Genomic DNA, 22,152 nt, shown 5'->3' with positions numbered 1-22,152 from the left:
TAGGAAGAGCCGCCTCATGCCCGCAACCGTTCTGGTCCTGGTTGAAACCATCAACGACTACCTGCCGATCATCGAGAGCAACGACTTTCATGTGATTCTGGCGCCAACCCCCTCCGAACGCGCCCAAGCCATCAAGACCCATGGCGGGCAAATCAAGGCCGTGCTCACCCGTGGCCCGCTGGGGCTGTACGCCGAGGAAATCGCCGCCCTGCCGCTGCTGGAGATTATCTGCGTGATCGGCGCTGGCTATGAGCATGTAGACCTGCAGGCCGCCAGCAATCGCGGGATTGTCGTCACCAATGGCGCCGGTGTGAATGCGCCGTCGGTGGCCGACCACGCCATGGCGCTGCTGCTGTCGCTGGTGCGCGGCATTCCCCAGACGGACGCAGCGGTGCGCCGCAACGAATGGCCCAAGGTGATGCGCCCTTCCCTTGGCGGCAAGCAACTGGGCATCCTCGGGCTGGGCGCGGTGGGCCTGGAGATCGCCAAGCGCGCAGCCCTCGGCTTTGGCATGCAAGTGAGCTATCACAACCGCCAGCCGCGCGATGACGTGGAATACACCTACTGCTCCACTGCCGTGGAACTGGCGCGTGCCTCGGACTTCCTGATCCTGGCCACGCCCGGCGGCGCCGGCACGCGCCACTTGATCGACCGTCACGCCCTTGACGCCCTCGGCCCGAATGGTTACCTGGTGAATATCGGCCGTGGCAGCGTGGTGGTCACCGACGACCTGGTCGCCGCCCTTGAGCAACGCCGTATCGGTGGCGCCGCGCTGGACGTGTTCGACGATGAACCCAAGGTGCCGGATGCCCTCAAGCGCTTGAGCAATACCGTGCTCACGTCCCATGTAGCCGGGCTGTCACCGGAAGCCGCCCACGATACCGTGCAGCGTGTGGCCGACAACCTGCTGGAGTACTTCGCCGGCCGTCCGGTGCTCACCCCGGTCGTCCTGCCCCCGCCCGTAAAATGACCAATCAGGCACGCTGATCACCCTTCAACACGCTAACCTATTAAGCCGCCCCGTCCTTGTCGCTGGGCGGTGGTGCGCATTAGATTAGGAAATAGTCCGACGCCTTTAGAATAAGCAGAAGGGATAAGCATGGCGCTTAACGACCAATCGACCCAGATTCGCCCAGGCGAAGAACTTGATGCCAACCTGATCGATCCCTACCTCAAGGCCCATATCCCGGGCCTGAGCGGCATGCCCACGATCAGCCAGTTCCCCGGTGGTGCGTCCAACCTCACCTACCTGCTGGAATACCCGGGCCAGGAGTTCGTGCTGCGTCGCCCACCCTTTGGCCACAAGGCCAAGTCCGCCCACGACATGGGCCGCGAATACCGCATTCTCAATCAGCTCAAGGATGGCTTCCCGTATTGCCCCAAGGCCTATGTGCACTGCACCGACGAGTCGGTGATCGGCGCCGAGTTCTATGTGATGGAACGGGTCAACGGCATCATCCTGCGCTCCGACCTGCCCGCCGAACTGGGTCTGGATGCCACCCAGACCGAGGCGCTGTGCAAAAGCTTTATCGACAAGTTCGTCGAACTGCACCAGGTCGACTACCGCGCCTGCGGCCTGGCCGACCTGGGCAAGCCGGAAGGTTATGTGGCACGCCAGATCGGCGGCTGGAGCGATCGCTACGAAAAAGCCCTGACCCCCGACGCGCCCAAATGGGAGGCCGTACGCGCCTGGCTCAACGACAAAATGCCCGCCGACCATCCCACCTCGAGCATCGTGCACAACGACTACCGCTTCGATAACGTGATCCTCGACCCGCACAACCCGATGCAGATCATCGGCGTGCTGGATTGGGAACTGACCACCCTCGGCGACCCGCTGATGGACCTGGGCAACACCCTCGCCTACTGGATCGAAGCCGGCGACCCGGCACCGGTACAACTGATGCGCCGCCAACCGAGCAATGCCCCCGGCATGCTCACCCGCCGCCAGTTCGTGGATTACTACGCCGAGCGCTCGGGCATCCAGATCGACAATTTCGACTTCTACTACACCTACGGCCTGTTCCGCCTGGCCGGCATCGTGCAGCAGATCTACTACCGCTTCTTCCACGGCCAGACCCAGGACAAACGCTTTGCGCAGTTCATCCAGATGAACAAGCTGCTGGAGCAGATGAGCCTGAATGTCATCGGTAAATCAGCCCTCTAAGGAATCGCTAATGTCCAAGACCCACCTGTTCGACCTCGACGGCAAGATTGCCTTTGTGTCCGGCGCCAGCCGTGGCATCGGTGAAGCCATCGCCAAGTTGCTGGCCCAGCAAGGCGCCCATGTGATCGTCTCCAGCCGCAAGCTCGAAGGCTGCCAGCATGTGGCGGATGCCATCATCGCCGACGGCGGCAAGGCCACGGCAATTGCCTGTCATATCGGCGAGATGGAGCAGATCACCCAAGTGTTCGCCGGGATTCGCGAGCAGTTCGGCCGCCTGGACATCCTGGTCAACAATGCCGCGACCAACCCGCAGTTCTGCAACGTGCTGGACACCGACCTCGGCGCCTTCCAGAAGACCGTGGACGTGAACATTCGTGGCTACTTCTTCATGTCGGTGGAAGCCGGCAAGCTGATGCGTGAGAACGGCGGCGGCAGCATCATCAACGTGGCGTCGATTAACGGTATTTCGCCGGGGGTGTTCCAGGGCATCTACTCGGTGACCAAGGCCGCCGTGATCAACATGACCAAGGTGTTCGCCAAGGAATGCGCCGAGTTCGGCATTCGTTGCAACGCCCTGCTGCCGGGCCTGACCGACACCAAATTCGCCTCGGCGCTGGTGAAGAACGACGCGATCCTGAAAATGGCCCTGGCGCAGATCCCGCTCAAGCGCGTGGCCGACCCGAGCGAGATGGCCGGCGCGGTGCTGTATTTGGCCAGCGACGCGTCGAGCTACACCACCGGTGTGTCGCTGAATGTGGATGGCGGCTTCCTGTCCTGAGTGCGCCTGGGTTTCTACAGATCGATTTACGCGTAACCTTGGCGCAGATCGATCTGTCTCAGGATGAAACATGGAACTCCACATCGTCATCAACGGGCGCAAGGACCTGGCGGCCCAGCTTTATCAGCAGTTGCGTGAAGCCATCGCCACCGGGCGTCTCTCGGCGGGCGCGCAACTGCCACCCAGCCGCCTGCTTGCCGAGCAATTAGGTGTATCGCGCAAGACCGTATCCGACACCTACGCCACGTTGACCTACGAAGGCCTGCTGGTGGGGAAGATTGGCCGTGGCACCTTCGTCAACGCGTGGGCGCCACAGCCGAATCGCGTGCAGACCGCCACCGACGTGGCCTGCGCCGCCAACCTGGCGAAGTGGCAGTCGCTGCCCTCACCCATGCGCCATCCCACCCGCGACAGCACGTTGCGCTACGAATTTATCGGCGGCGCCACGAGCCGCAACCAGTTCCCCCAGGATGAATGGCGGCGCTGCACCCAGGACGCGCTGCGGCGCATCGCCCAGAACAGTGGGTTCTACAGCCAGCCCGAAGGGTTGCCGGCACTGCGCAGTGCCATTGCCGGGCATATCGCGTTTTCCCGTGGGGTCAAATGCCGCGACAGCGACATCGTGGTCACCAACGGCGCGCAGCAGGCGTTGGATCTGATCGCCCGTGTGGTGCTGGAGCCGGGCAGCATCGTCGCCATGGAAGATCCCGGCTACAGCCCCGCGCGCCAGTTGTTCATGGCGATGGGGGCGCGGGTCATCGGTGTTCCCGTCGATGAGCAAGGCATCCAGGTCGAGCAGATCCCCGATGGCGCACGGCTGATCTACGTCACGCCCTCCCACCAGTTTCCCCTCGGCATGCCCATGAGCCTGTCACGTCGAGAGGCACTGCTGGGGCGTGCCTTCGAGCTGGGTGCGATCATCATCGAGGACGACTACGACAGCGAGTTCCGCTACGAAGGCCGTCCCACCGATTCCCTGCAAAGCATGGACAGCCGTGGCGTGGTCACCTACGTCGGCACCTTCTCTAAAACCCTGCTGCCCGAGCTGCGCCTGGGCTACGCGGTGCTGCCACCGGCGATTTACGGCGCGGTGCTCAAGGCCAAGCAATTGACCGACCAGCACAGCTCCACGTTGCCGCAATGGGCGCTGGCCAAGTTCATCAGTGAAGGCTATTTGCTCAAGCATATTCGCCGCTGCCACACCGTGTACGCCGGGCGCCGCGAGCGCATTTTGCAGCGCCTGGCGGGCGACCTGTCGCCGTGGTTCGAAGCGGTCCCCACCGTGGCCGGGTTCCATATGGCGGCGTTGAGCAAAGTACCGGTGAATATCCCGTTGTTGATGGAACTGGCGCGCCAGGTGGAAGTCGGCCTGTACCCGCTGGATGTGTTCTTCCACGACACGCCGGTGCGCCCGGGCCTGATCATCGGGTTTGGGGCCATCGAGACCCTCGACATCGACCCGGCGCTGGACAAGGTGCGCGATATTCTCCAGCAGATTGGCTAAGGGGTTTTCCGGCGGATTGGTCATTGGTCGCTCGAAAATCCCGGCGTACGGTGGGCAGGTCTCGAACTTCTCGGAAACTTCGCCATGAAACGCCTGCTCGCCACCCCCCCTGATGCTCGCCTCGCTCAGCGCCTTTGCCCATGAGCCCGTGTACAACCAGGAATCGATCAAAGTCCTGCAAGAACACGCGCTGACCACTGTGCCCGGCAAGAAAACTCTCATGCTCACCGTCGACTACGCCCCCGGCCAGGCCAGCGTGCCCCATAGCCATACGGGCACGGCCGTGGCCTACGTGCTCGAAGGCGCGATCACTTCGCGGGTCAATGATGAGAAAGCGAAAACCTACAAGGTCGGCGAATCGTTCTACGAGCCGGCCGGCTCGCGGCATTTCGAATCCAGCAATGCCAGCCAGACCCAGCCGGCCAGGTTGCTGGTGGTGATGGTGCTGGATGACAAGGCCGAGGTGCTGACCCCGCTTCCAAAATAATCAACCGAACCACCAATCAGAGGTGTGGGTGGGGTGCTAAATGTGGGAGGGGCTTGCCCCCGATAGCGGTGAGTCAGCGACTCACGGGCGTTTGAACTGGCGGCGCAGCGCTTCAATCTCTGGGCGGCACGCACACCCTTCAAGGTGATCATTGACCATCCCCATCGCCTGCATCAGCGCATACATCGTGGTCGGCCCGACGAACGTCCAGCCACGTTTCTTCAAGGCCTTGGACAGTCGCACCGAGGCCGGTGAGGTGGGGTTGCCAATCCAGTAAGCCAGGTCCACCACTGCCGGGCGCTCTTCGGGGCCGGGTTCGAATGCCCACAACCACTGCGCCAGCGAGCCGGTCTCTTCCACCAGCTCACACGCCCGGCGGGCGTTGTTGATCGTGGAAACGATCTTCGCCCGATTACGCACGATGCCCGGGTCCTGCATCAGCCGCTCGATATCCGCCTCGCCGTAATGCGCCACCCGGCGAAAATCAAACCCTTCGAACGCGGCGCGAAACTGCTCGCGCTTGCGCAGGATAGTGATCCAGGCCATACCGGCCTGAAAACCTTCCAGGCAAATCTTCTCGTACAGCTGAACATCATCCGCCACCGGCACGCCCCACTCGTGGTCGTGATAACGGGGGTATTCCGGCGCAGCCGTGCGCCAGGTGCAGTGGGTCTGCCCGGTTTCGTCGGTGGTCAGTCCTGGGTTATCCATCCATCACCTCATGTGCCAGGCGGCGGATGATAAGCGAAAAAATTTGTGCGCCGCCAACCGCTCAAGCATCAACCTTCTCGACCAACTGGTCAGACCGCAACCTGCCAACCGACGAATTATTACTTGTGATTTCAAAAATACCTGGCCTAGACTGGCCACGCACTGGACTTACCGGTATGACCACAACAATTAAGCCCCGGAACCACCGGGGCACCGAATAGAGATCTCTCCCATGCTCAGATGGTGCTCGCGTTCGATTTTCCTGCAAGTCGTGATTGGCCTGATGCTCGGCATCGTGTGCGGCCTGGCCCTTCCCGAATTCTCCTCGCAACTCAAGCCCCTGGGTGACGGCTTTATCAAGCTGATCAAGATGCTGATCGGCCTGATCGTGTTCTGCGTGGTGGTCAGTGGTATTTCCGGTGCCGGCGACTTGAAGAAGGTCGGGCGCATCGGCCTCAAGTCGGTGATCTACTTCGAAGTGCTCACCACCATCGCCCTGGTGATCGGCCTGATCATGGCCTTCAGCACCGGGATCGGCACGGGCGCCAATATCCATCTGGAACAGCTGTCCTCCGCCGGCCTCAATGAACTGGCCGACAAGGGTCAGCACATCAAGGGCACCAGCCAGTTCCTGATGGACCTGATTCCCAACTCGGTGATCGGCGCCTTTGCCGACAACAATGTGCTGCAAGTGCTGCTGTTTTCGGTACTGTTCGGCAGCGCGTTGAACCTGGTGGGCGAAGCGGCTTCCGGTATCACTCGGCTGATCAATGAACTGAGCCACGTGATTTTCCGCATCATGGGCATGATCGTGCGCCTGGCGCCCATCGGCGTGTTTGGTGCGATCGCCTTCACCACCAGCACCTACGGGCTGGACTCCCTGCAACACTTGGGGAGCCTGGTGGGCCTGTTCTACCTGACCTGCTTCGCCTTCGTCGCACTGATACTCGGCCTGGTGATGCGCGTGTCTGGGCTGCGCATGCTGCCGCTGCTCAAGTACCTGCGCGAAGAGCTGCTGATCGTGATGGGCACCGCCTCCTCCGACGCGGTGCTGCCGCAGGTCATGCGCAAACTCGAACACCTGGGCATTGGCAGCTCCACCGTGGGCCTGGTGATTCCCACCGGGTATTCATTCAACCTCGACGGTTTCTCGATCTACCTGACCCTGGCCATCGTGTTTATCGCCAACGCCACCGGTACACCGCTGTCGATGACCGACCTGATGACCATCCTGCTGGTGTCGTTGATCACCTCCAAGGGCGCCCATGGGATTCCCGGCTCGGCGCTGGTGATCCTGGCGGCAACGCTCACGGCGATCCCGGCGATTCCAGTAGTCGGTCTGGTGCTGGTGTTAGCTGTGGACTGGTTCATGGGTATCGGTCGCGCCTTGACCAACCTGATCGGCAACTGCGTGGCCACCGTGGCCATTGCCCGCTGGGAAAAAGACATCGATATCCAACGCGCCAACAAGGTGCTCGACGGCCAGCAAGGCTATGCCTTCCAGGCCAAGAAGCCGGTAGTGCCGGCGCACCAGGAGTTCTAACGCTGTCTCATGGGCAACACTGGCTAATGTGGGAGGGGGCTTGCCCCCGATGAGGACGGTCAGTTGATCTATCTGTAACTGATCCACCGCCATCGAGGGCAAGTCCCCTCCCACATGACTGTATTAGCAACATTAAGGAAGTATCGACGTGATCAGCACCTCAACCGTCGTCAATTCAGTCGTAGAAAAACTCCGCGCCGCCCTGGCGCGGGGTCAGTGGCGCCGGGGCGAAATGTTGCCCGGCCAGCGCGAACTGGCCGAACAGATGGGCATCAGCCGCCCCAGCCTGCGTGAAGCGGTCATCGTGCTCGAAACCCTCGGCCTGGTGCGCTCCATGCCCGGCAAAGGCGTGGTTGTGCTCGAAACCAGCGTCAGCGAACCGCAATCGAGCGACGCCGTGGCCGACGCCAGTCTCGAAGACATCCTGCAACTGCGCTACACCCTCGAACCCTTTATCGTCGGCCTGGTGGCCCAGTCAATCAGCAGCAAGGAAGTCGGCCAATTGCGCCTGACCCTGATGGACATGCGCGAGGCCCTGGATGCCGGTGACGCCGAAGCCGGCATGAACGCCTACCTCGATTTTCACGAAGAACTGTTCGCGCTCACCTCCAACCCGATCTTCCAGAACGTGGTTCAGCAAACCAGCAACGCCCTCAAGCAAAGCGCCCAGGTACTGCGCAACTCCCCCGAGCACCTGGCGGAACGCCTGCAGGAAAATGAAGCGGTGGTCCGCGCCATCCGCAACAAGAACAGCGCCCTGGCCAGCGCCGAGATGCGTCGGCACATCCTCCAGGAAGGCCTGCGCATGGGCATTCACTTGAACATCCCGGACGACCACCTGGGCAGTTGATTTTTTGGAGACCGGCCATGACCGCTCACGCCCTGCAACACGACCCCTTCCTGCCGACCCTGCGCCTGGTGGCCGGTAAAAAGCCTTCGGTGGATGACATCTACCCACGGTTGTTCGACGCGATCCTCGAACAACGCATCGCCCCGTCCAGCCGCTTTACCGAAGAAGGCCTGGGCGAAAGCTTTGGCGTCAGCCGCAGCGTGATTCGTCGGGTGCTGGCCAAGCTGTCCCATCAGCAAGTGGTCATTCTGCGTCCCAACCAGAGGGCCCAGGTGGCGGCGCCGGATGCCCAGCAGGCGCGGCAGATCCTGGAAGCACGGCGCATGACCGAAATCACGGTGGTGCAATTGGCCTGCGCCCAGGCAACATCCGCGCATATACGCCAGCTGCGCGAGCTGATAGCACGGGAACGCGACTGTATTGAACGCAACCAGCGAGGGCCGGCGATTCGATTGTCAGGGGAGTTTCACCTGCAATTGGCGCAGATGGCGGGCAACGCGCCGTTGGCGCAGTTCATCAACAGCCTGGTGCCGTTGACGTCGTTGATCATTGCCCAATTCGAAGCAAAAGCCTGCACGTATTGCGCGTGGCAGGAGCATGTGGCGATTGTGGATGCGGTGGAGCAACGCGACTCAAGCACCGCAGTGGCCCTGATGACCCAGCACCTGGATCACCTGGAAAGCAAATTACTCAAACACCACTGATATCCAGATAAGTAAATATCCAAATGTGGGAGGGGGCTTGCCCCCTCCCACATTGGTTTCACCCAGGCATCAAGCCGGTTGCAGCACCGACTGACCACTCAACGCCAGGTCCAGCAACTCACGGTTGGCCACCGCGTACATGGCGTAGTCCGTGCCGACCGCAGCACGAATTTCCACCATCATTGCGACCCAACGATCAGCCATGTCCTTGTGCTGCTCAAGCCACAGGGCCACGCGGGCTTCCATGTCTTGTGGCGCGTCGGCCATTTGCAGGACGGAAATGGTGATCGCCCGTTGCTGCCAGTCCACATCGTCGCGGAACGCTTCACGAGCCTGGGCCTGCCAGTTGTTGGCCACGGGCAGATCGCTGATCTGCTGCAGGTACCACGGCAGGTCCAGGGCGCTGCCGACGGCGAAGTAGGCCCTGGCCACTTCGGCGGCGTCGTGCCCGGTGACGTCGGCGGCTTCGATGATCGGCAGCAAAGTGTACAGGTGAGTAGTGCCTGCAACCATGCGCGCCAACAACTCCGGTACACCGGCTTCGGTGTAGGCCTGGTAGCGGGTCTGCCAGCCTTCGCGGGTCGGACCTTCCAGCAGTTCGTCGAGCTTGAGGCCCAACGCAGCCAGGTGCGGACCGAAGTGCGCGGTGTCACGGCCGGCGTCCTGCTCGTTGCGACGGCTGCGCAGGAACCAGCGCGTGGCGCGACGGCCCAGGCGCATCAGCTCATCCATCAACTGCAATTGCACGTCAGCGGAGACCTGGTGGTCCAGGGCTTCGATCTGACGGAACCAGTGCGGGAGGTGGAAGATGTCGCGCACGATCACATAAGCACCGGCCACGTTCGCCGGGCTCATGCCGGTCGACTCCTTGAGTCGCTGAACGAAGGTGATGCCCATGTGGTTGACCAGGTCGTTGGCGATCTGGGTGCTGACGATCTCGCGCTTCAGGCGATGGCGGCGCATGGCCTCGCCGAACTTGGCCACCAGGCTCGGTGGGAACGCAGTCTCCATGTCACGGGTGAGGTATTCGTCATCCGGTACCAGCGACTTGAGCAGCGCTTCCTTGAGGTCGATCTTGCTGTAGGAAATCAGCACCGACAGCTCCGGACGGGTCAGGCCCTTGCCGGTCGCGGCGCGCTCGGTGAGCTGCTCCTCGGTCGGCAGGTACTCGATGGCGCGGTCCAGCTTGCCACGGCCTTCCAGGTCGCTCATCAGGCGCTTGTACTCGGCAGCACGCTCGTAGGCACGTCGTGCAGCCAGGGACAGGGCCTGGGTCTGTTTGTAGTTGTTGCCCAACACCAGGCTGCCGACTTCGTCGGTCATGCTCGCCAGCAACTGGTTGCGTTGCTTGTCGGTCATGTCACCGGCCTGCACCACTTCGTTGAGCAGGATCTTGATGTTCACTTCGTGGTCGGAGCAGTCCACACCACCGGCGTTGTCGATGAAGTCGGTGTTGGAGCCGCCGCCATTGAGGCCGAACTCCACACGACCCAGCTGGGTCATGCCGAGGTTACCGCCCTCGCCCACTACCTTGCAGCGCAACTCGTTGCCGTTGACGCGCAGCGCGTCGTTGGCCTTGTCGCCTACATCGGCATGGCTTTCGGTGCTGGCCTTGACGTAGGTACCGATACCGCCGTTCCACAACAGGTCCACCGGCGCCTTGAGCAAGGCGTTCAGCAGTTCGGTCGGGGTCAGCTTGTCGGCCGAAATGTCGAAGCGTTCCTTCATCTGTGGCGAGATGGCAATGCTCTTCGCGCTGCGCGAGAAGATACCGCCGCCTTCGGACATGATGCTGGTGTCGTAGTCGGTCCAGGCCGAACGCGGCAGCTCGAACATGCGCTGGCGCTCGACGAAGCTGGTGGCCGGGTTCGGGTTCGGGTCGATGAAGATATGCAGGTGGTTGAAGGCCGCGACCAGTTGCAGCTTGTCGGACATCAACAAGCCGTTACCGAACACGTCACCGGCCATATCGCCGACGCCCACCACGGTGATGCTGTCTTCCTGCACGTTGATGCCGCGCTCACGGAAGTGACGCTGCACACCGACCCACGCGCCCTTGGCGGTGATGCCCATTTTCTTGTGGTCGTAACCGGCGGAACCACCGGAGGCGAACGCATCGCCCAGCCAGAAGCCGTAGTCGATGGCGATGCCGTTGGCGATGTCGGAGAAGGTCGCCGTGCCCTTGTCCGCTGCCACCACCAGGTACGGGTCATCGTCGTCATGGCGCACGACGTTGGCCGGCGGCACCAGAGCGCCGTCCTTGAGGTTGTCGGTGATGTCCAACAGGCCGGAAATGAAGATGCGGTAGCAGGCGATGCCCTCGGCCGCGATCTCGTCACGGCTGCCGCCCAATGGCAGGCGACGCGGCAGGAAGCCGCCCTTGGCGCCCACCGGTACGATCACCGAGTTCTTCACTTGCTGGGCTTTTACCAGGCCGAGCACTTCGGTACGGAAGTCTTCTTCACGGTCGGACCAGCGCAGGCCGCCACGGGCAACGTTGCCAAAGCGCAGGTGCACGCCTTCGACACGCGGCGAGTAGACGAAGATTTCAAACTTCGGCACCGGCTTGGGTAGCTCGGGGATGGCGCGCGGGTCGAACTTGAAGCTGAAGTACGACTTGTTCTGGCCGTTGGCGTCGGTCTGGTAGAAGTTGGTGCGCAGGGTGGCCTTGATCAGGTCCAGGTAGCGACGCAGGATGCGGTCTTCGTTGAGCACCTGGACGTCGTCCAGGGCCGTGAGAATCGCTTGTTCCAGGCGTTGCTGCTTGTCTTCCAGGTCATCGGCGGTGAGCTTGCGCGCCAGGTAGAAGCGGGTCTTGAACAACCGGGTCAACTCGCGGGCGATGTCGGTGTGGTTGTTCAGGGTGCTGGCGATGTAGCCGAGGTCGAAGCCCAGGCGGATCTGCTTCAGGTAACGGGCGTAGGCACGCAGCAGCGCGACGTCGCGCCATGGCAGGCCGGCGGTGAGCACCAGGCGGTTGAACGCATCGTTTTCGGCGTCGCCATGCACGATGTGCACGAACGCGTCCTGCAGGGTGTCGTTGAGCTGCTGGATATCCAGGTTCACGCCTTCGGCGGCGATGAACGCGAAATCATGGATCCAGAACTCGCGGCCGTTGGCATGGCGCAGGCGGTACGGGAATTCACCCAGCACGCGCAGGCCAAGGTTTTCCAGGATCGGCAACACATCGGACAGCGCCAGCGGGGTATCCGCGTGGTAAAGCTTGCAATGCAGCTCACGCTGGCCGGACACCTGGCCCAGCGGCTGATAGAAGCTCATCACCAGCGGGTTGGCTTCGGTGAGGCTGAGCAAGTGCTGCATGTCGACCACAGCCGAATGCGCAGCGAAGCGCTCGCGGTAACCGGCCGGGAAGCCTTTCGGGAAATCCGCCAGCACGTTGGTGCCGTGGGCTTCGCCGAAGCTTTCCACTACCAGGCTGGAGTAGTCGTCCTGCCAACTGCGGCAGGCCTGCACCACTTCTTTTTCCAGTTGCAGCGTGTCGATGTCCAGGCGGTTCTTCGGGTCGACCCGCAGAATCAGCTGCACGCGCGCCAGCACGGATTCGGAGAAGAAGGTCCAGAATTCGCAGTCCGAGGCTTTCAGGCGATCCATCAGCACTTGCTGGATCTTCTGGCGCACTTCGGTGGAATAGATGTCGCGCGGCACGTAGGCCAGACAGTAGCAGAAACGACCGTACGGGTCTTTGCGCAGGAACACGCGGATCTTGTTGCGTTCCTGGATCTGCACGATCGACATCACGGTGCTGAACAGCTCGTCGACCGGGGTCTGGAACAGGTCGTCACGGGGCAGCACTTCAACGACCTGGGCAAGCTCCTTGCCCAGGTGCGCCTTGGCCTGGAAGCCCGAACGGCGTTCGATCTCCGCGACCTTGCGGCGGATATAAGGGATGACGCGCACGCTTTCGCCATACACCGAAGAGGTGTAGAGGCCCATGAAGCGGCATTCCTTGATCACCTTGCCGTCGGCATCGATCTGGCGGATCGACACATAGTCCGGGTAAGCCGGGCGGTGGACGCGGCTTGGGTGCGCGGCCTTGGCGAACGACAGCACGGTCGGCTCGCGCAGGTACGACACGGCGTAGTCTTCGATGCGCAGGTCGTCGGCGGTCAGGCCGGCGCGCAGCAGTTTGGTCAGACCGAGGAACGAGCTGGCGTCATATTCGATATGACCGCCTTCCGCCTCGTCACGTACCACAAACTCTTCATAGCCGAGGAAGGTGAAGTGGTTGCCCACCAGCCATTCCAGGAAGTTCTTGATCTCGGCTTTCTCTTCGCCGTCGATGCCGAACGGGCTGGCGTCGATACCGTCGAGCAGCTCCTGGACCTTGGCCTTCATCGGTTCGAAATCGGCCACGGCCACGCGCACTTCGCCCAGTACCTGCTCAAGCTCTTTGCTCAGCACGTTGAGTTCGGCAGCGTTGGCACAGCGGTCGATTTCCAGGTACATCAGCGATTCTTGCTGGATGCCTTCGCCCTGGGTGCCCTTGGGCAGGATTTCCAGCAACTCGCCCTTGCTGCCACGGCGCGCGCTGAGCACGGTGGTCTGCAGGGTGTGGATGCTGTAGCCACGGCGGTTCAGCTCGGTGCGTACCGAGTCCACCAGGAATGGCAGGTCATGGTGCAGCACTTCGACCGCGGTGTGGGTCGATTGCCAGCCATGACGTTCGTAATCGGGGTTGTAGACCCGCACTTGCGGTTGGGTGTGATCAAAGCGCTCAAGCAGGCGCCAGGCAGACAGGGTGCAACCGGCCAGGTCGGAAAGGCGACGCTGGGTCAGTTCATCCAGGGAAATGATGCCGAAGAATTGTTCAGCGAACAGCGCCACTTGTGGCAGTGCCTGTTCACTGATGTGCTGCGCCAGTGCCGCTTGCAGTTGATGCTGGAAGTCGGCCTTGCTGGCTGCGGTGAAGAACGCCATCTGTGGTACTCCGCTTGGGCTTGTTATTGATGGAAGCGTCGCGTGTTATCCCCTGGTGGGGAGACCGTCAGCTCTGTTCGCAGGTAACGAGTTAAGCACCATAAACGAATCAGGGTGACAGGTGGGTGAAGCTGGACAAGACAGTCAGGTCACATACAACGTCCATAAGATGCGCACCTTGCCGGGTGACGGTACGACGGGCAGGTCAGGCGCCTGGCACATGCACATCCGTTGCGCAGCTTAACGAGTGTGGGAAGCCAGCTGCTTGCGATGCTGCGACATATTCGGTCATCGGTACGCAGGGTTGGGGTTGCGTCTTGGGCAACCCGGAATTCCCGGTAGAAAAACCGGCTATTTCCCCCGCCACGAGTACCGAAAATGACTGGTATTGCCCGTCAGGTCATGCGTTGGGTCTGACACAGGAAGCAGCACAAAATTCGCCGCAATGGCACAATTGCCTACGCAACGCCCTACCCCAGACAGGATTCCCCATGCTGCAACTGAAAACCGACGCCCTGATGGCCACCCCGTGCGACGACGAAGAAGACAACATGGCCATGCTCTGCTGCCACGGCAAGAACGGCGAGATGTTCATGCTGACCCGCTACCCCGACGAAGACGAAGTGGAACTGACCTGGGACTACGAGCCTTCGACCCTGGACGGCTTGAAAGTCACCCTGGGGGACACAACCCTGCGGGTCGAACTGGCCGCAGGCGATGCCGATGCCCTGGGTGGCAAGGACCAACTGGAGATAACCCACGCCACCGCCACGGCGGATATGGCAGAAGTGGAACAAACCCTGCAGAACATTCTCAAGGGCACCGGCACCTACATCCGCACCTGAATCGCAGTTGCGCAGCCAGCAACGACGGTGCTTGACCGTTGGTCGCCACTGTTATTTCTAACAATACCCGGCCCCGTGTTTTAAGCCTTAGCTGATCAAAGACGACGGATCCAGGTCGCGAAATCTTCAGGACCGTGTCGATCCCTCCAGCACCTTCCAGCACCACGTGCCCAACATCAAGCCGCTGATAACGCCGACCAAGACCCGCACGCAGGGGGATGTAGAAGCCCTGCGCCGGCATCGACAGGACCGCTACTACACATGATCATCAAAGCCCCTGACGCGCCTCCGGTCGGCGACTGCACCGCCCCGTGGATTGCGAGCAAGGTGTATGCCGTGGTCGGCGATACCCGCGCCACAGTCGGCGTCGCCGTGAGTGACGGACGCGGCGGGGTGCCCTGCCCTTGAAGCAAAGGCGGTGAGCGGGCATGCCTGCTCACCGCCATTTGTGCCTCTCACACAATTTTCCTACAAGTTTTGCTAAAAATACCCCGCGCGCCGTTAGTCGCCACCCCCTGCCATGCATTAAAGTAGGCGCCCCAGGCTGTCGTTTGTTACATGACGCACAGGCTCATCTCTCCAGGAACCGTCATCGATGGAACATCGTGAAGCGCTGCTCGCGCTGCGAACCTTTCTTTCTACGCAGATTCTCGGCCAGGAAAAACTCATCGATCGCCTGCTGATCGCCCTGCTTGCCGACGGCCATATGCTGGTGGAAGGCGCGCCGGGCCTGGCCAAGACCAAGGCGATCAAAGAGCTGGCCGAAGGCATCGAAGCGCAGTTCCATCGTATCCAGTTCACCCCCGACCTGTTGCCCGCGGACATCACCGGCACCGAGATCTATCGCCCGGAAACCGGCAGTTTCGTATTCCAGCAAGGGCCGATCTTCCACAACCTGGTGCTGGCGGACGAAATCAACCGCGCCCCGGCCAAGGTGCAATCAGCCCTGCTGGAGGCCATGGCCGAACGCCAGGTCAGCGTCGGGCGCAGTACCTACGACCTGTCTCCGCTGTTTCTGGTGATGGCCACGCAAAACCCCATCGAGCAGGAAGGCACCTACCCGCTGCCCGAAGCCCAGCTCGACCGTTTCCTGATGCACGTCAAGATCGGCTTCCCCGACGCCGCCGTCGAACGGCGCATCCTGCAACAGGCGCGTGGCGAAGCCCTCAACGGTGAAACCAAGCCCGAGCGCCGGGTCAGCCAGCAGGCGATCTTTGCCGCGCGCAAGGAAATCCTCGGCCTGTACATGGCCGATGCGGTGGAGGAATACCTGGTGCAACTGGTCATGGCCACGCGCACCCCGGCCAAGTTCGACCCGGAAATGGCCGAGTGGATCGCCTACGGTGCCAGCCCGCGTGGCTCCATCGCCCTGGACCGCTGCGCACGCGCCCATGCCTGGCTGGCCGGCCGCGACTTTGTCAGCCCGGAGGATATCCAGGCGGTGCTGTTCGACGTGCTGCGCCATCGCATCATCCTGTCGTTCGAAGCCGAAGCGGCCGGGATTGACCAGGACCGTGTGGTGCAACGCATTCTCGACGTCGTTGCCGTCGCTTGAAGTCGATGAACGCCAGCGATGGGGTGCGCGTCACGCTCAGCGAACTGATCGAGATGCGCCACCGCGTGCGCGAAGTGCAGCTGTTTTCCACGCCAAGCCAGCGCAGCCCGCTGATCGGCCTGCACCACTCCAAGCTGCGCGGGCGCGGTGTCGACTTCGACCAGGTGCGCGTGTACCAGGCCGGCGACGATGTGCGCACCATCGACTGGCGCGTGACGGCGCGCACCCAGGAGCCGCACACCAAGCTGTTCCACGAAGAGCGCGAACGGCCGATCTTCATCATGGTGGAGCAAAGCTGCCGGCTGTTTTTCGGCTCGGGGCAGATGTTCAAGTCAGTACTCGCCGCTCAAGCCGCCAGCCTGATCGGCTGGGCGGCCCTGGGCCACAACGACCGCGTCGGCGGGCTGGTGTTCGGCGACAACGAGCACTACGAAATCAAGCCGCGACGCAGCAAGCAGAGCCTGCTGCAATTGCTCAACCGCTTGGTGCGCGTCAACCAGAGCCTGGACACCGAAAGCCGCCCGGAGGCCGACGCCCTGGGCATGGCCCTGCGCCGTGGCCGCGAAGTGCTGCGTCCCGGCAGCCTGGTGATTGTGATCTGCGACGAGCGCGCCATCACCGAAGGTGCCGAGCAACAATTGAGCCTGCTGTCACGCCATTGCGACTTGCTGCTGTTGCCGATCTCCGACCCACTGGACCACGCCCTGCCCGCCGCCGGGCTGCTGCGCTTTGCCGAACGGGGCGCGCAGCTGGAACTGGACACCCTGAACTTCGACTTGCGCCAGGCCTACAAGGCCCAGGCCGAAGCGCGCATCGCCCGCTGGGAACTGCTCGCGCAGAAACTGCGAATCCTGCTGATGCCCCTGAGCACCCAGAGCGAAATGGTCGAACAACTGCGCGAATACCTCAACCCGCAACGCCCGGTTAAAAAGCAATGAGCAGCCTCGACCAACTGCAACCGCTGATCGCCCCGCCGCCCATTGGCTTCTGGCCCCCTGCGCCGGGCTGGTGGTTGCTGTTGCTGATGATCCCGCTGCTGGGCTGGGGCCTATGGTCGCTGCGCCGTTTGCTGCCGACTCGACGCCCCATGACCCGCGCCGAACAACCGCTGGACCCTTTGCGCATCGCCGCGCTGGCCGAGCTGGCATTGATGCCCAAGCCCTACGACGGCGCCCCCGCCGGGGCCTGGCTGCAACAGCTCAACGGCTTGCTCAAGCGCCTGTGCCGCAACGACTACCCCTATAGCCAAAGCCACACCCTCAACGGCCGCAAATGGCTGGCATTCCTCGACAACCGCTGCCCGGCCGCCGGCCTCACGCGCTGGATGGTATTGGTCGAAGGCGCCTATAAACCCGAATGCAAGCTCGACGACAAAGCTATCGCCGGCCTGACCCAAGCCGTCGATACCTGGATTCGCAAACATGTTTGAGTTCGCCTGGCCGTGGATCTTCGCCCTGTTGCCGCTCCCCTGGTTGATGCGTTTTATCCTCCCGGCGGCCGACAGCGGCGAGCCGGCGCTGAAAGTCAGCTACCTCGGCGACCTCGAAAACCTTGCGGGCCGCCGTGCACGGGTCAACCTGCCGGGCTGGCGCCAACAGGCGCCCTTCGTGGTGCTGTGGCTGCTGCTGCTGACCGCCGCTGCGCGCCCGGAATGGCTCGGCGAACCGCTGCCGATTGCCGCCAGCGGCCGCGACTTGCTGGTGGCGGTGGACGTGTCCGGCTCCATGGACTTTCCCGATATGCACTGGCAGGGCGAAGACGTGAGCCGCCTGAACCTGGTCAAGCATCTGCTCGGCGACTTCCTTGAAGGCCGCGAAGGCGACCGCGTGGGCCTGATCCTGTTCGGCAGCCAGGCCTACCTGCAAGCGCCACTGACCTTCGACCGGCGCACCGTGCGCACTTGGCTGGATGAAGCGCGCATCGGCATCGCCGGCAAGAACACCGCCATTGGCGATGCCATAGGCCTGGCGCTGAAACGCCTGCGCCAGCGGCCTGCGCAAAGCCGTGTACTGGTGCTGGTCACCGATGGCGCCAACAACGCCGGGCAGATCGACCCGCTGACCGCCGCGCGCCTGGCGGCCGAAGAAGGGGTGAAGATCTACCCCATCGGCATCGGCGCCGACCCTGAACAAACCGGTTCCCTGGGTATCCTGGGCGTCAACCCGAGCCTGGATCTCGACGAGCCGGCACTCAAGGCCATCGCTGAAGCCACCGCAGGCCAATACTTCCGTGCCCGCGATGGCCAAGAGCTGGAAGCGATCAAGCAAACATTGGACAAGCTTGAGCCCGTCGAACAGCAACCCACCCAGGCACGCCCGGCGCAGGCGCTGTACAGCGGACCGTTGGCCCTGGCGCTGATCCTGAGCATGTTGCTGGTGATCCAGGAACGCTGGCCGAACAACGCACTGCAACGCGCGTACAACAAACTGTCGAGCAAGGGGATCTTCCTGCAACAGCATCCGGAATGGCGCCAGCGTCTTAAACGCCTGCGTTTGCGGAGGCGTCGATGATCGCCCTGTGGCCGCACTGGTTCCGCCCCTGGTGGCTGTTGCTGCTGCCGCTGCTCGGCTGGTTGCTGTGGCAACTGTGGCACCGGCAGAAGCGCGCCGGACGCTGGCAGATGATCCTGCCGCCGGCCTTTCACGCCGTGCTGCTCAGCGGCGGCAACGGGCGCGAAAGCAAGTCGCCGTGGGTGTTGCTGGGCCTCGCTTGGCTGCTGGCCGTGCTGGCGTTGCTGGGTCCCAGTTGGCAACGGGTTGAACAAACCAGCCAGAAGCCCTCCGACCCATTGGTGGTGCTGCTCGAGCTGACCCCGGAAATGCTCGCCACCGACAGCCCGCCCAACCGCCTCGAACAGGCACGGCGCAAGCTCTTCGACTTGTTGCAGGCGCGCAGCGACGCGCAAACCGCCATCGTCGTGTATGCCGGTAGCGCCCACACCCTCGTGCCGCTGTCGGACGACCTGGCCACCAGCCGCAACCTGCTCGACGCCCTGCGCCCCTCGATCATGCCGGAGTCCGGCCACCGCGCCGACCTCGCCGTGGAGAAAGCCCTGGAGCTGCTCAAGCACGGCGGTCTGGGTCAGGGTCGCATGCTGCTGGTCGGCTCCTCGTTGTCAAAACAGGAACGCCAGGGCATTCGCCTGCTGCTGCAAGGCAACCAGGCGCCGAGCCTGTCGATCCTGGGCGTCGGCAGCCGTGAAGGCACACCGGTGACCCAGGAAAGCGGTGAATTCCTCAAGGACGAGCAAGGCGCGATCCTGGTACCCCGCCTCGACAGCCCGACACTCAAGGCCTTCGCCAGCGAAATGGGCGGCCGTTACCGCGCCGCGCGCCTGGACGATAAAGACCTGCGCCAGCTCGGCGTGCTGGACCCGCCCCAAGCCCTGCGCAACGATGGCCAGTTGCAGCACCTCGACACCTGGGCCGACCAGGGTTACTGGCTGCTGCTGCCGCTGTTGCTGCTGGCCGCCTGCGCCGGGCGGCGCGGCTGGTTGTTCTTTTTACCACTGCTGCTCCTGGGCGCGCCGCAACCCAGCTATGCCTTTGAATTCCAGGATTTGTGGCTGCGTGCGGACCAGCAGGGCCAATACCTGCTCAAGAAGAAACGCCCCGCCGAGGCCGCAGAGCACTTCCAGGACCCGCAGTGGCAAGGCGTCGCCCTGTATGAGGCCGGCAACTATGCCGAGGCCATCAAGCGGTTCGCCGAGGGTAATGACGCCTACTCCCACTACAATCGCGGCAACGCCCTGGCCAGGTCAGGTGAACTCGAAGCAGCCATCGACGCCTACGAACAAGCCCTGGAAGCCCAGCCCGACCTGCAACCGGCGCTGAAAAACAAGGCCCTGGTAGAAGCGCTGATCCAGGAACAGGCAGAACCCGAGCCTGAGAAGCCTGCAAAAAACGAGGATGACGAAACCACCCAACCCGGCCAAACTGCGCAACCGGGCGCCACTGGGCAAAATGCCACAGGTGGCGAGCAGTCGTCCCAGGGCCAGGGCCAGGGCGAAGCCGGCAGCGGCGATACCCAGGCCGGCACCCCGCCGCACGCCGGCGGCAACGACGTGCCGGGCAGCGAGTTGGGCGATGAACAAACCACCACCCCGCCGCTGCGTCCCACCGACGCCAACCTCGACGGTGAACACCGCCAGGCCCTGGAGCAATGGCTGCAGGAGATCCCGGACAACCCCGGCGAACTGCTGCGACGCAAATTCTGGTACGAACAGCAACAGCATCAGGACAAGACTCGATGAGCCGCCGCACCACCCTTCTGCTTCTGCTCGCGTTGTCGGCAGGCCACGCCCAGGCGGCCAGCCTGGTCGCCAGCGTCGACCGCAACCGCCTCAATTCCGGGGAAACGGTGGAACTGACGGTGGAATCCACCGATGTCACCCAGTTCGGCAAGCCCGACCTGTCGCCCCTGGATGCGCAGTTCGAAGTCAGCGGCACACGCCAGCTCAACCAACTTACGACGCTGGGTGGCGATAACCATGCGACCACACGCTGGATCATTACCCTGCTGCCCAAGGAAAACGGCACGGTGGTGATTCCGCCGTTGCAAGTGGGCGAATACACGACCCAGCCGATCAGCCTGCAAGTGCTGGAAACCACCAGCCAGGACACCAACGCCGAGCTGGCCCCGGTGTTTGTCGAAGCCAACCTCGACCAGACCAGCGTGTACGTGCAGGCCCAGGCGCTGTTGACCGTGCGCGTGTACCACTCGGTGTCGCTGTACGATGACAGCAGCCTCACGCCGCTACAGATTCCCGATGCGCGCGTGGAGCAGTTGGGCGAGTCGCGCACCTATGAAAAGGTCATCAACAGCATCCGCCATGGCGTGATCGAAACCCGCTACGCGATCTACCCGCAACACAGCGGCACCCTGGAGATTCCCTCGCAGACCTTCAGCGCCACCCTGGTGGAGTCGCGTCCGCCCCAGGAAAATACGCTGCAAGGCACCAAGCCCGGCAAACTGATCCACGTGAGTTCGGCGGCGCTGCCACTGGTGGTCAAGCCCAAGCCGGCGCTGTACCCCGTCGATGCCCCATGGTTGCCGGCCCGTAGCCTCACCTTGAACGAGAGCTGGAACCCGGAGCCTGAGCATGTACAAGTCGGCGACTCCCTGACCCGCAGCCTGACCGTCAAGGCCGAGGGCCTGTCCAGCGCCCAACTGCCGGCCTTGCCCAGCACCGACATCAACGGCCTGCGCCGCTACCCGGACCAGCCGGTGCTCGGCAACCAGACCAGTGACCGTGGCCTGATCGGCAGTCGCGAAGACCGCGAGGCCCTGGTGCCCAACCGTGTCGGCGCCCTGGAACTGCCCGCCGTCGAGGTGGTGTGGTGGAACACCCACGAAGACCACCTGGAGCGCACCAGCCTACCGGCCCGCACCCTGCAAGTGGCCAACAACCCCAGCCTGGCGGTGGACACGCCGGCCACCCCGACCATCATCACCGCGCCGGACGACAGCCGCCTGTGGTTGTGGCAACTCAGCACACTGATCCTGGCCTGCACCACCCTGCTGGGCTTCGGCCTGTGGTGGCGTGCCCGTTGGCAACCGGCGGTACTGCGCGCTGCGCAAACCGGCCCGAGCCCACGCACCTTGCTCGACGACCTCAAGCGCGCCACCCAGGCCAACGACCCCCAGGCCACGCGCCAGGCGCTGGATGCCTGGGCGCGGCAACAGCCGGAAACCCTGGCGGATATGGCAGCGCGGTTTGTGCCGTTGTCGGATGCGTTGGATGGGCTCAATGGCGCGCTGTACAGCGAGAGTGGCCAGTACTGGCTGGGCGAAGACCTGTGGCGCGCGATCAAGACCATCCCGATGACCGAGCGTGAGCTGGACCCGGCAACCGATACCACCAGCCTGCCGCCGCTGTACCCCAAATAAGCTGGATTCAGCCCACGCCACGCAACCCCGTGGGAGCGAGCTTGCCCACGAAGGCGGTCTGTCAGTAAAAAATCTGCTGCATGTTGATGTGCGTCGCCCCGTGCCTGCGTGTGGGCATCGACAGACGTCTTCCATTAATGACTGCCCACTCGTCGCTACTGTTAACTCTGACAGGTGCTGA

16 protein-coding genes and 1 pseudogene are annotated in these 22,152 nt (G+C 62.9%); 15 read left to right on the top strand and 2 right to left on the bottom strand.

Annotation, left to right across the window (positions count from 1 at the left end; translation table 11 throughout):
* Positions 1-16: 16 nt before the first annotated feature.
* The 5 genes and pseudogenes from FBY10_RS20085 (at position 17) to FBY10_RS20065 (ending at position 4,936) form a co-directional block, all read left to right on the top strand.
* Positions 17-970 (top strand): 2-hydroxyacid dehydrogenase, encoded by a 954-nt coding sequence (locus tag FBY10_RS20085; RefSeq protein WP_145337562.1) that lies wholly within the window; start codon positions 17-19, stop codon positions 968-970.
* 129 nt (positions 971-1,099) lie between these two features.
* Entirely contained in the window at positions 1,100-2,167 is a 1,068-nt protein-coding gene (locus FBY10_RS20080) for a phosphotransferase family protein (protein ID WP_145337561.1), read from the top strand.
* Positions 2,168-2,177: 10 nt separating this feature from the next.
* Entirely contained in the window at positions 2,178-2,945 is a 768-nt protein-coding gene (locus FBY10_RS20075) for an SDR family oxidoreductase (RefSeq protein ID WP_027608558.1), read from the top strand.
* 70 nt (positions 2,946-3,015) lie between these two features.
* Positions 3,016-4,449, top strand: coding sequence for a PLP-dependent aminotransferase family protein (locus FBY10_RS20070; protein WP_145337560.1), 1,434 nt, complete (start codon positions 3,016-3,018; stop codon positions 4,447-4,449).
* Positions 4,450-4,533: 84 nt separating this feature from the next.
* A pseudogene (locus FBY10_RS20065) lies at positions 4,534-4,936 on the top strand (cupin domain-containing protein).
* Between the two features lie 81 nt (positions 4,937-5,017).
* Here FBY10_RS20065 and FBY10_RS20060 read toward each other — a convergent pair.
* Positions 5,018-5,647 (bottom strand): DNA-3-methyladenine glycosylase I, encoded by a 630-nt coding sequence (locus FBY10_RS20060; protein ID WP_145337558.1) that lies wholly within the window; start codon positions 5,645-5,647, stop codon positions 5,018-5,020.
* Positions 5,648-5,879: 232 nt separating this feature from the next.
* Between FBY10_RS20060 and FBY10_RS20055 the strand changes: the two genes are divergently transcribed.
* The 3 genes from FBY10_RS20055 to FBY10_RS20045 all read left to right on the top strand — a co-directional run bounded on the left by FBY10_RS20055 (position 5,880) and on the right by FBY10_RS20045 (position 8,744).
* On the top strand, positions 5,880-7,190 hold the full coding sequence (locus tag FBY10_RS20055) for a C4-dicarboxylate transporter DctA (protein ID WP_145337557.1): 1,311 nt from the start codon (positions 5,880-5,882) through the stop codon (positions 7,188-7,190).
* A 148-nt stretch (positions 7,191-7,338) separates the two neighbouring features.
* Positions 7,339-8,040 carry a FadR/GntR family transcriptional regulator gene (locus FBY10_RS20050; protein ID WP_131700587.1) on the top strand — a complete coding sequence of 234 codons (702 nt, stop codon included), beginning with the start codon at positions 7,339-7,341 and terminating at the stop codon, positions 8,038-8,040.
* Positions 8,041-8,057: 17 nt separating this feature from the next.
* A complete protein-coding gene (locus tag FBY10_RS20045) occupies positions 8,058-8,744 on the top strand; it encodes a GntR family transcriptional regulator (RefSeq protein WP_131700586.1) in 687 nt (228 codons plus the stop codon).
* A gap of 69 nt (positions 8,745-8,813) precedes the next feature.
* Here the strand turns inward: FBY10_RS20045 and FBY10_RS20040 are convergent, their stop codons facing one another.
* A complete protein-coding gene (locus FBY10_RS20040) occupies positions 8,814-13,682 on the bottom strand; it encodes an NAD-glutamate dehydrogenase (protein ID WP_131700585.1) in 4,869 nt (1,622 codons plus the stop codon).
* Between the two features lie 491 nt (positions 13,683-14,173).
* Here FBY10_RS20040 and FBY10_RS20035 point away from each other — a divergent pair, with 491 nt between their 5' ends.
* From FBY10_RS20035 to FBY10_RS20005, 7 genes are all read left to right on the top strand, one after another.
* Positions 14,174-14,527: a hypothetical protein gene (locus FBY10_RS20035; protein ID WP_131700584.1), complete on the top strand. Its 354-nt coding sequence runs from the start codon at positions 14,174-14,176 to the stop codon at positions 14,525-14,527.
* Between the two features lie 595 nt (positions 14,528-15,122).
* Entirely contained in the window at positions 15,123-16,082 is a 960-nt protein-coding gene (locus FBY10_RS20030) for a MoxR family ATPase (protein ID WP_003174327.1), read from the top strand.
* 5 nt (positions 16,083-16,087) lie between these two features.
* Positions 16,088-17,020, top strand: coding sequence for a DUF58 domain-containing protein (locus tag FBY10_RS20025; protein WP_145337556.1), 933 nt, complete (start codon positions 16,088-16,090; stop codon positions 17,018-17,020).
* Entirely contained in the window at positions 17,017-17,511 is a 495-nt protein-coding gene (locus FBY10_RS20020) for a DUF4381 domain-containing protein (protein ID WP_131700582.1), read from the top strand. Before FBY10_RS20025 ends, FBY10_RS20020 begins: the two co-directional genes overlap by 4 nt.
* Positions 17,504-18,592 (top strand): VWA domain-containing protein, encoded by a 1,089-nt coding sequence (locus FBY10_RS20015; protein ID WP_145337555.1) that lies wholly within the window; start codon positions 17,504-17,506, stop codon positions 18,590-18,592. The genes FBY10_RS20020 and FBY10_RS20015 overlap by 8 nt, the downstream gene beginning before the upstream one ends.
* Positions 18,589-20,334 carry a tetratricopeptide repeat protein gene (locus tag FBY10_RS20010; protein WP_145337554.1) on the top strand — a complete coding sequence of 582 codons (1,746 nt, stop codon included), beginning with the start codon at positions 18,589-18,591 and terminating at the stop codon, positions 20,332-20,334. Before FBY10_RS20015 ends, FBY10_RS20010 begins: the two co-directional genes overlap by 4 nt.
* Positions 20,331-21,971 carry a BatD family protein gene (locus tag FBY10_RS20005; RefSeq protein WP_145337553.1) on the top strand — a complete coding sequence of 547 codons (1,641 nt, stop codon included), beginning with the start codon at positions 20,331-20,333 and terminating at the stop codon, positions 21,969-21,971. The genes FBY10_RS20010 and FBY10_RS20005 overlap by 4 nt, the downstream gene beginning before the upstream one ends.
* Positions 21,972-22,152 lie beyond the last annotated feature (181 nt).

Source organism: Pseudomonas sp. SJZ103, from assembly GCF_007828335.1.
In the GTDB taxonomy this organism is placed as follows: domain Bacteria; phylum Pseudomonadota; class Gammaproteobacteria; order Pseudomonadales; family Pseudomonadaceae; genus Aquipseudomonas.
The sequence above is the reverse complement of the archived record's forward strand: the minus strand, read 5'-3'. Positions and strand labels throughout refer to the sequence as shown.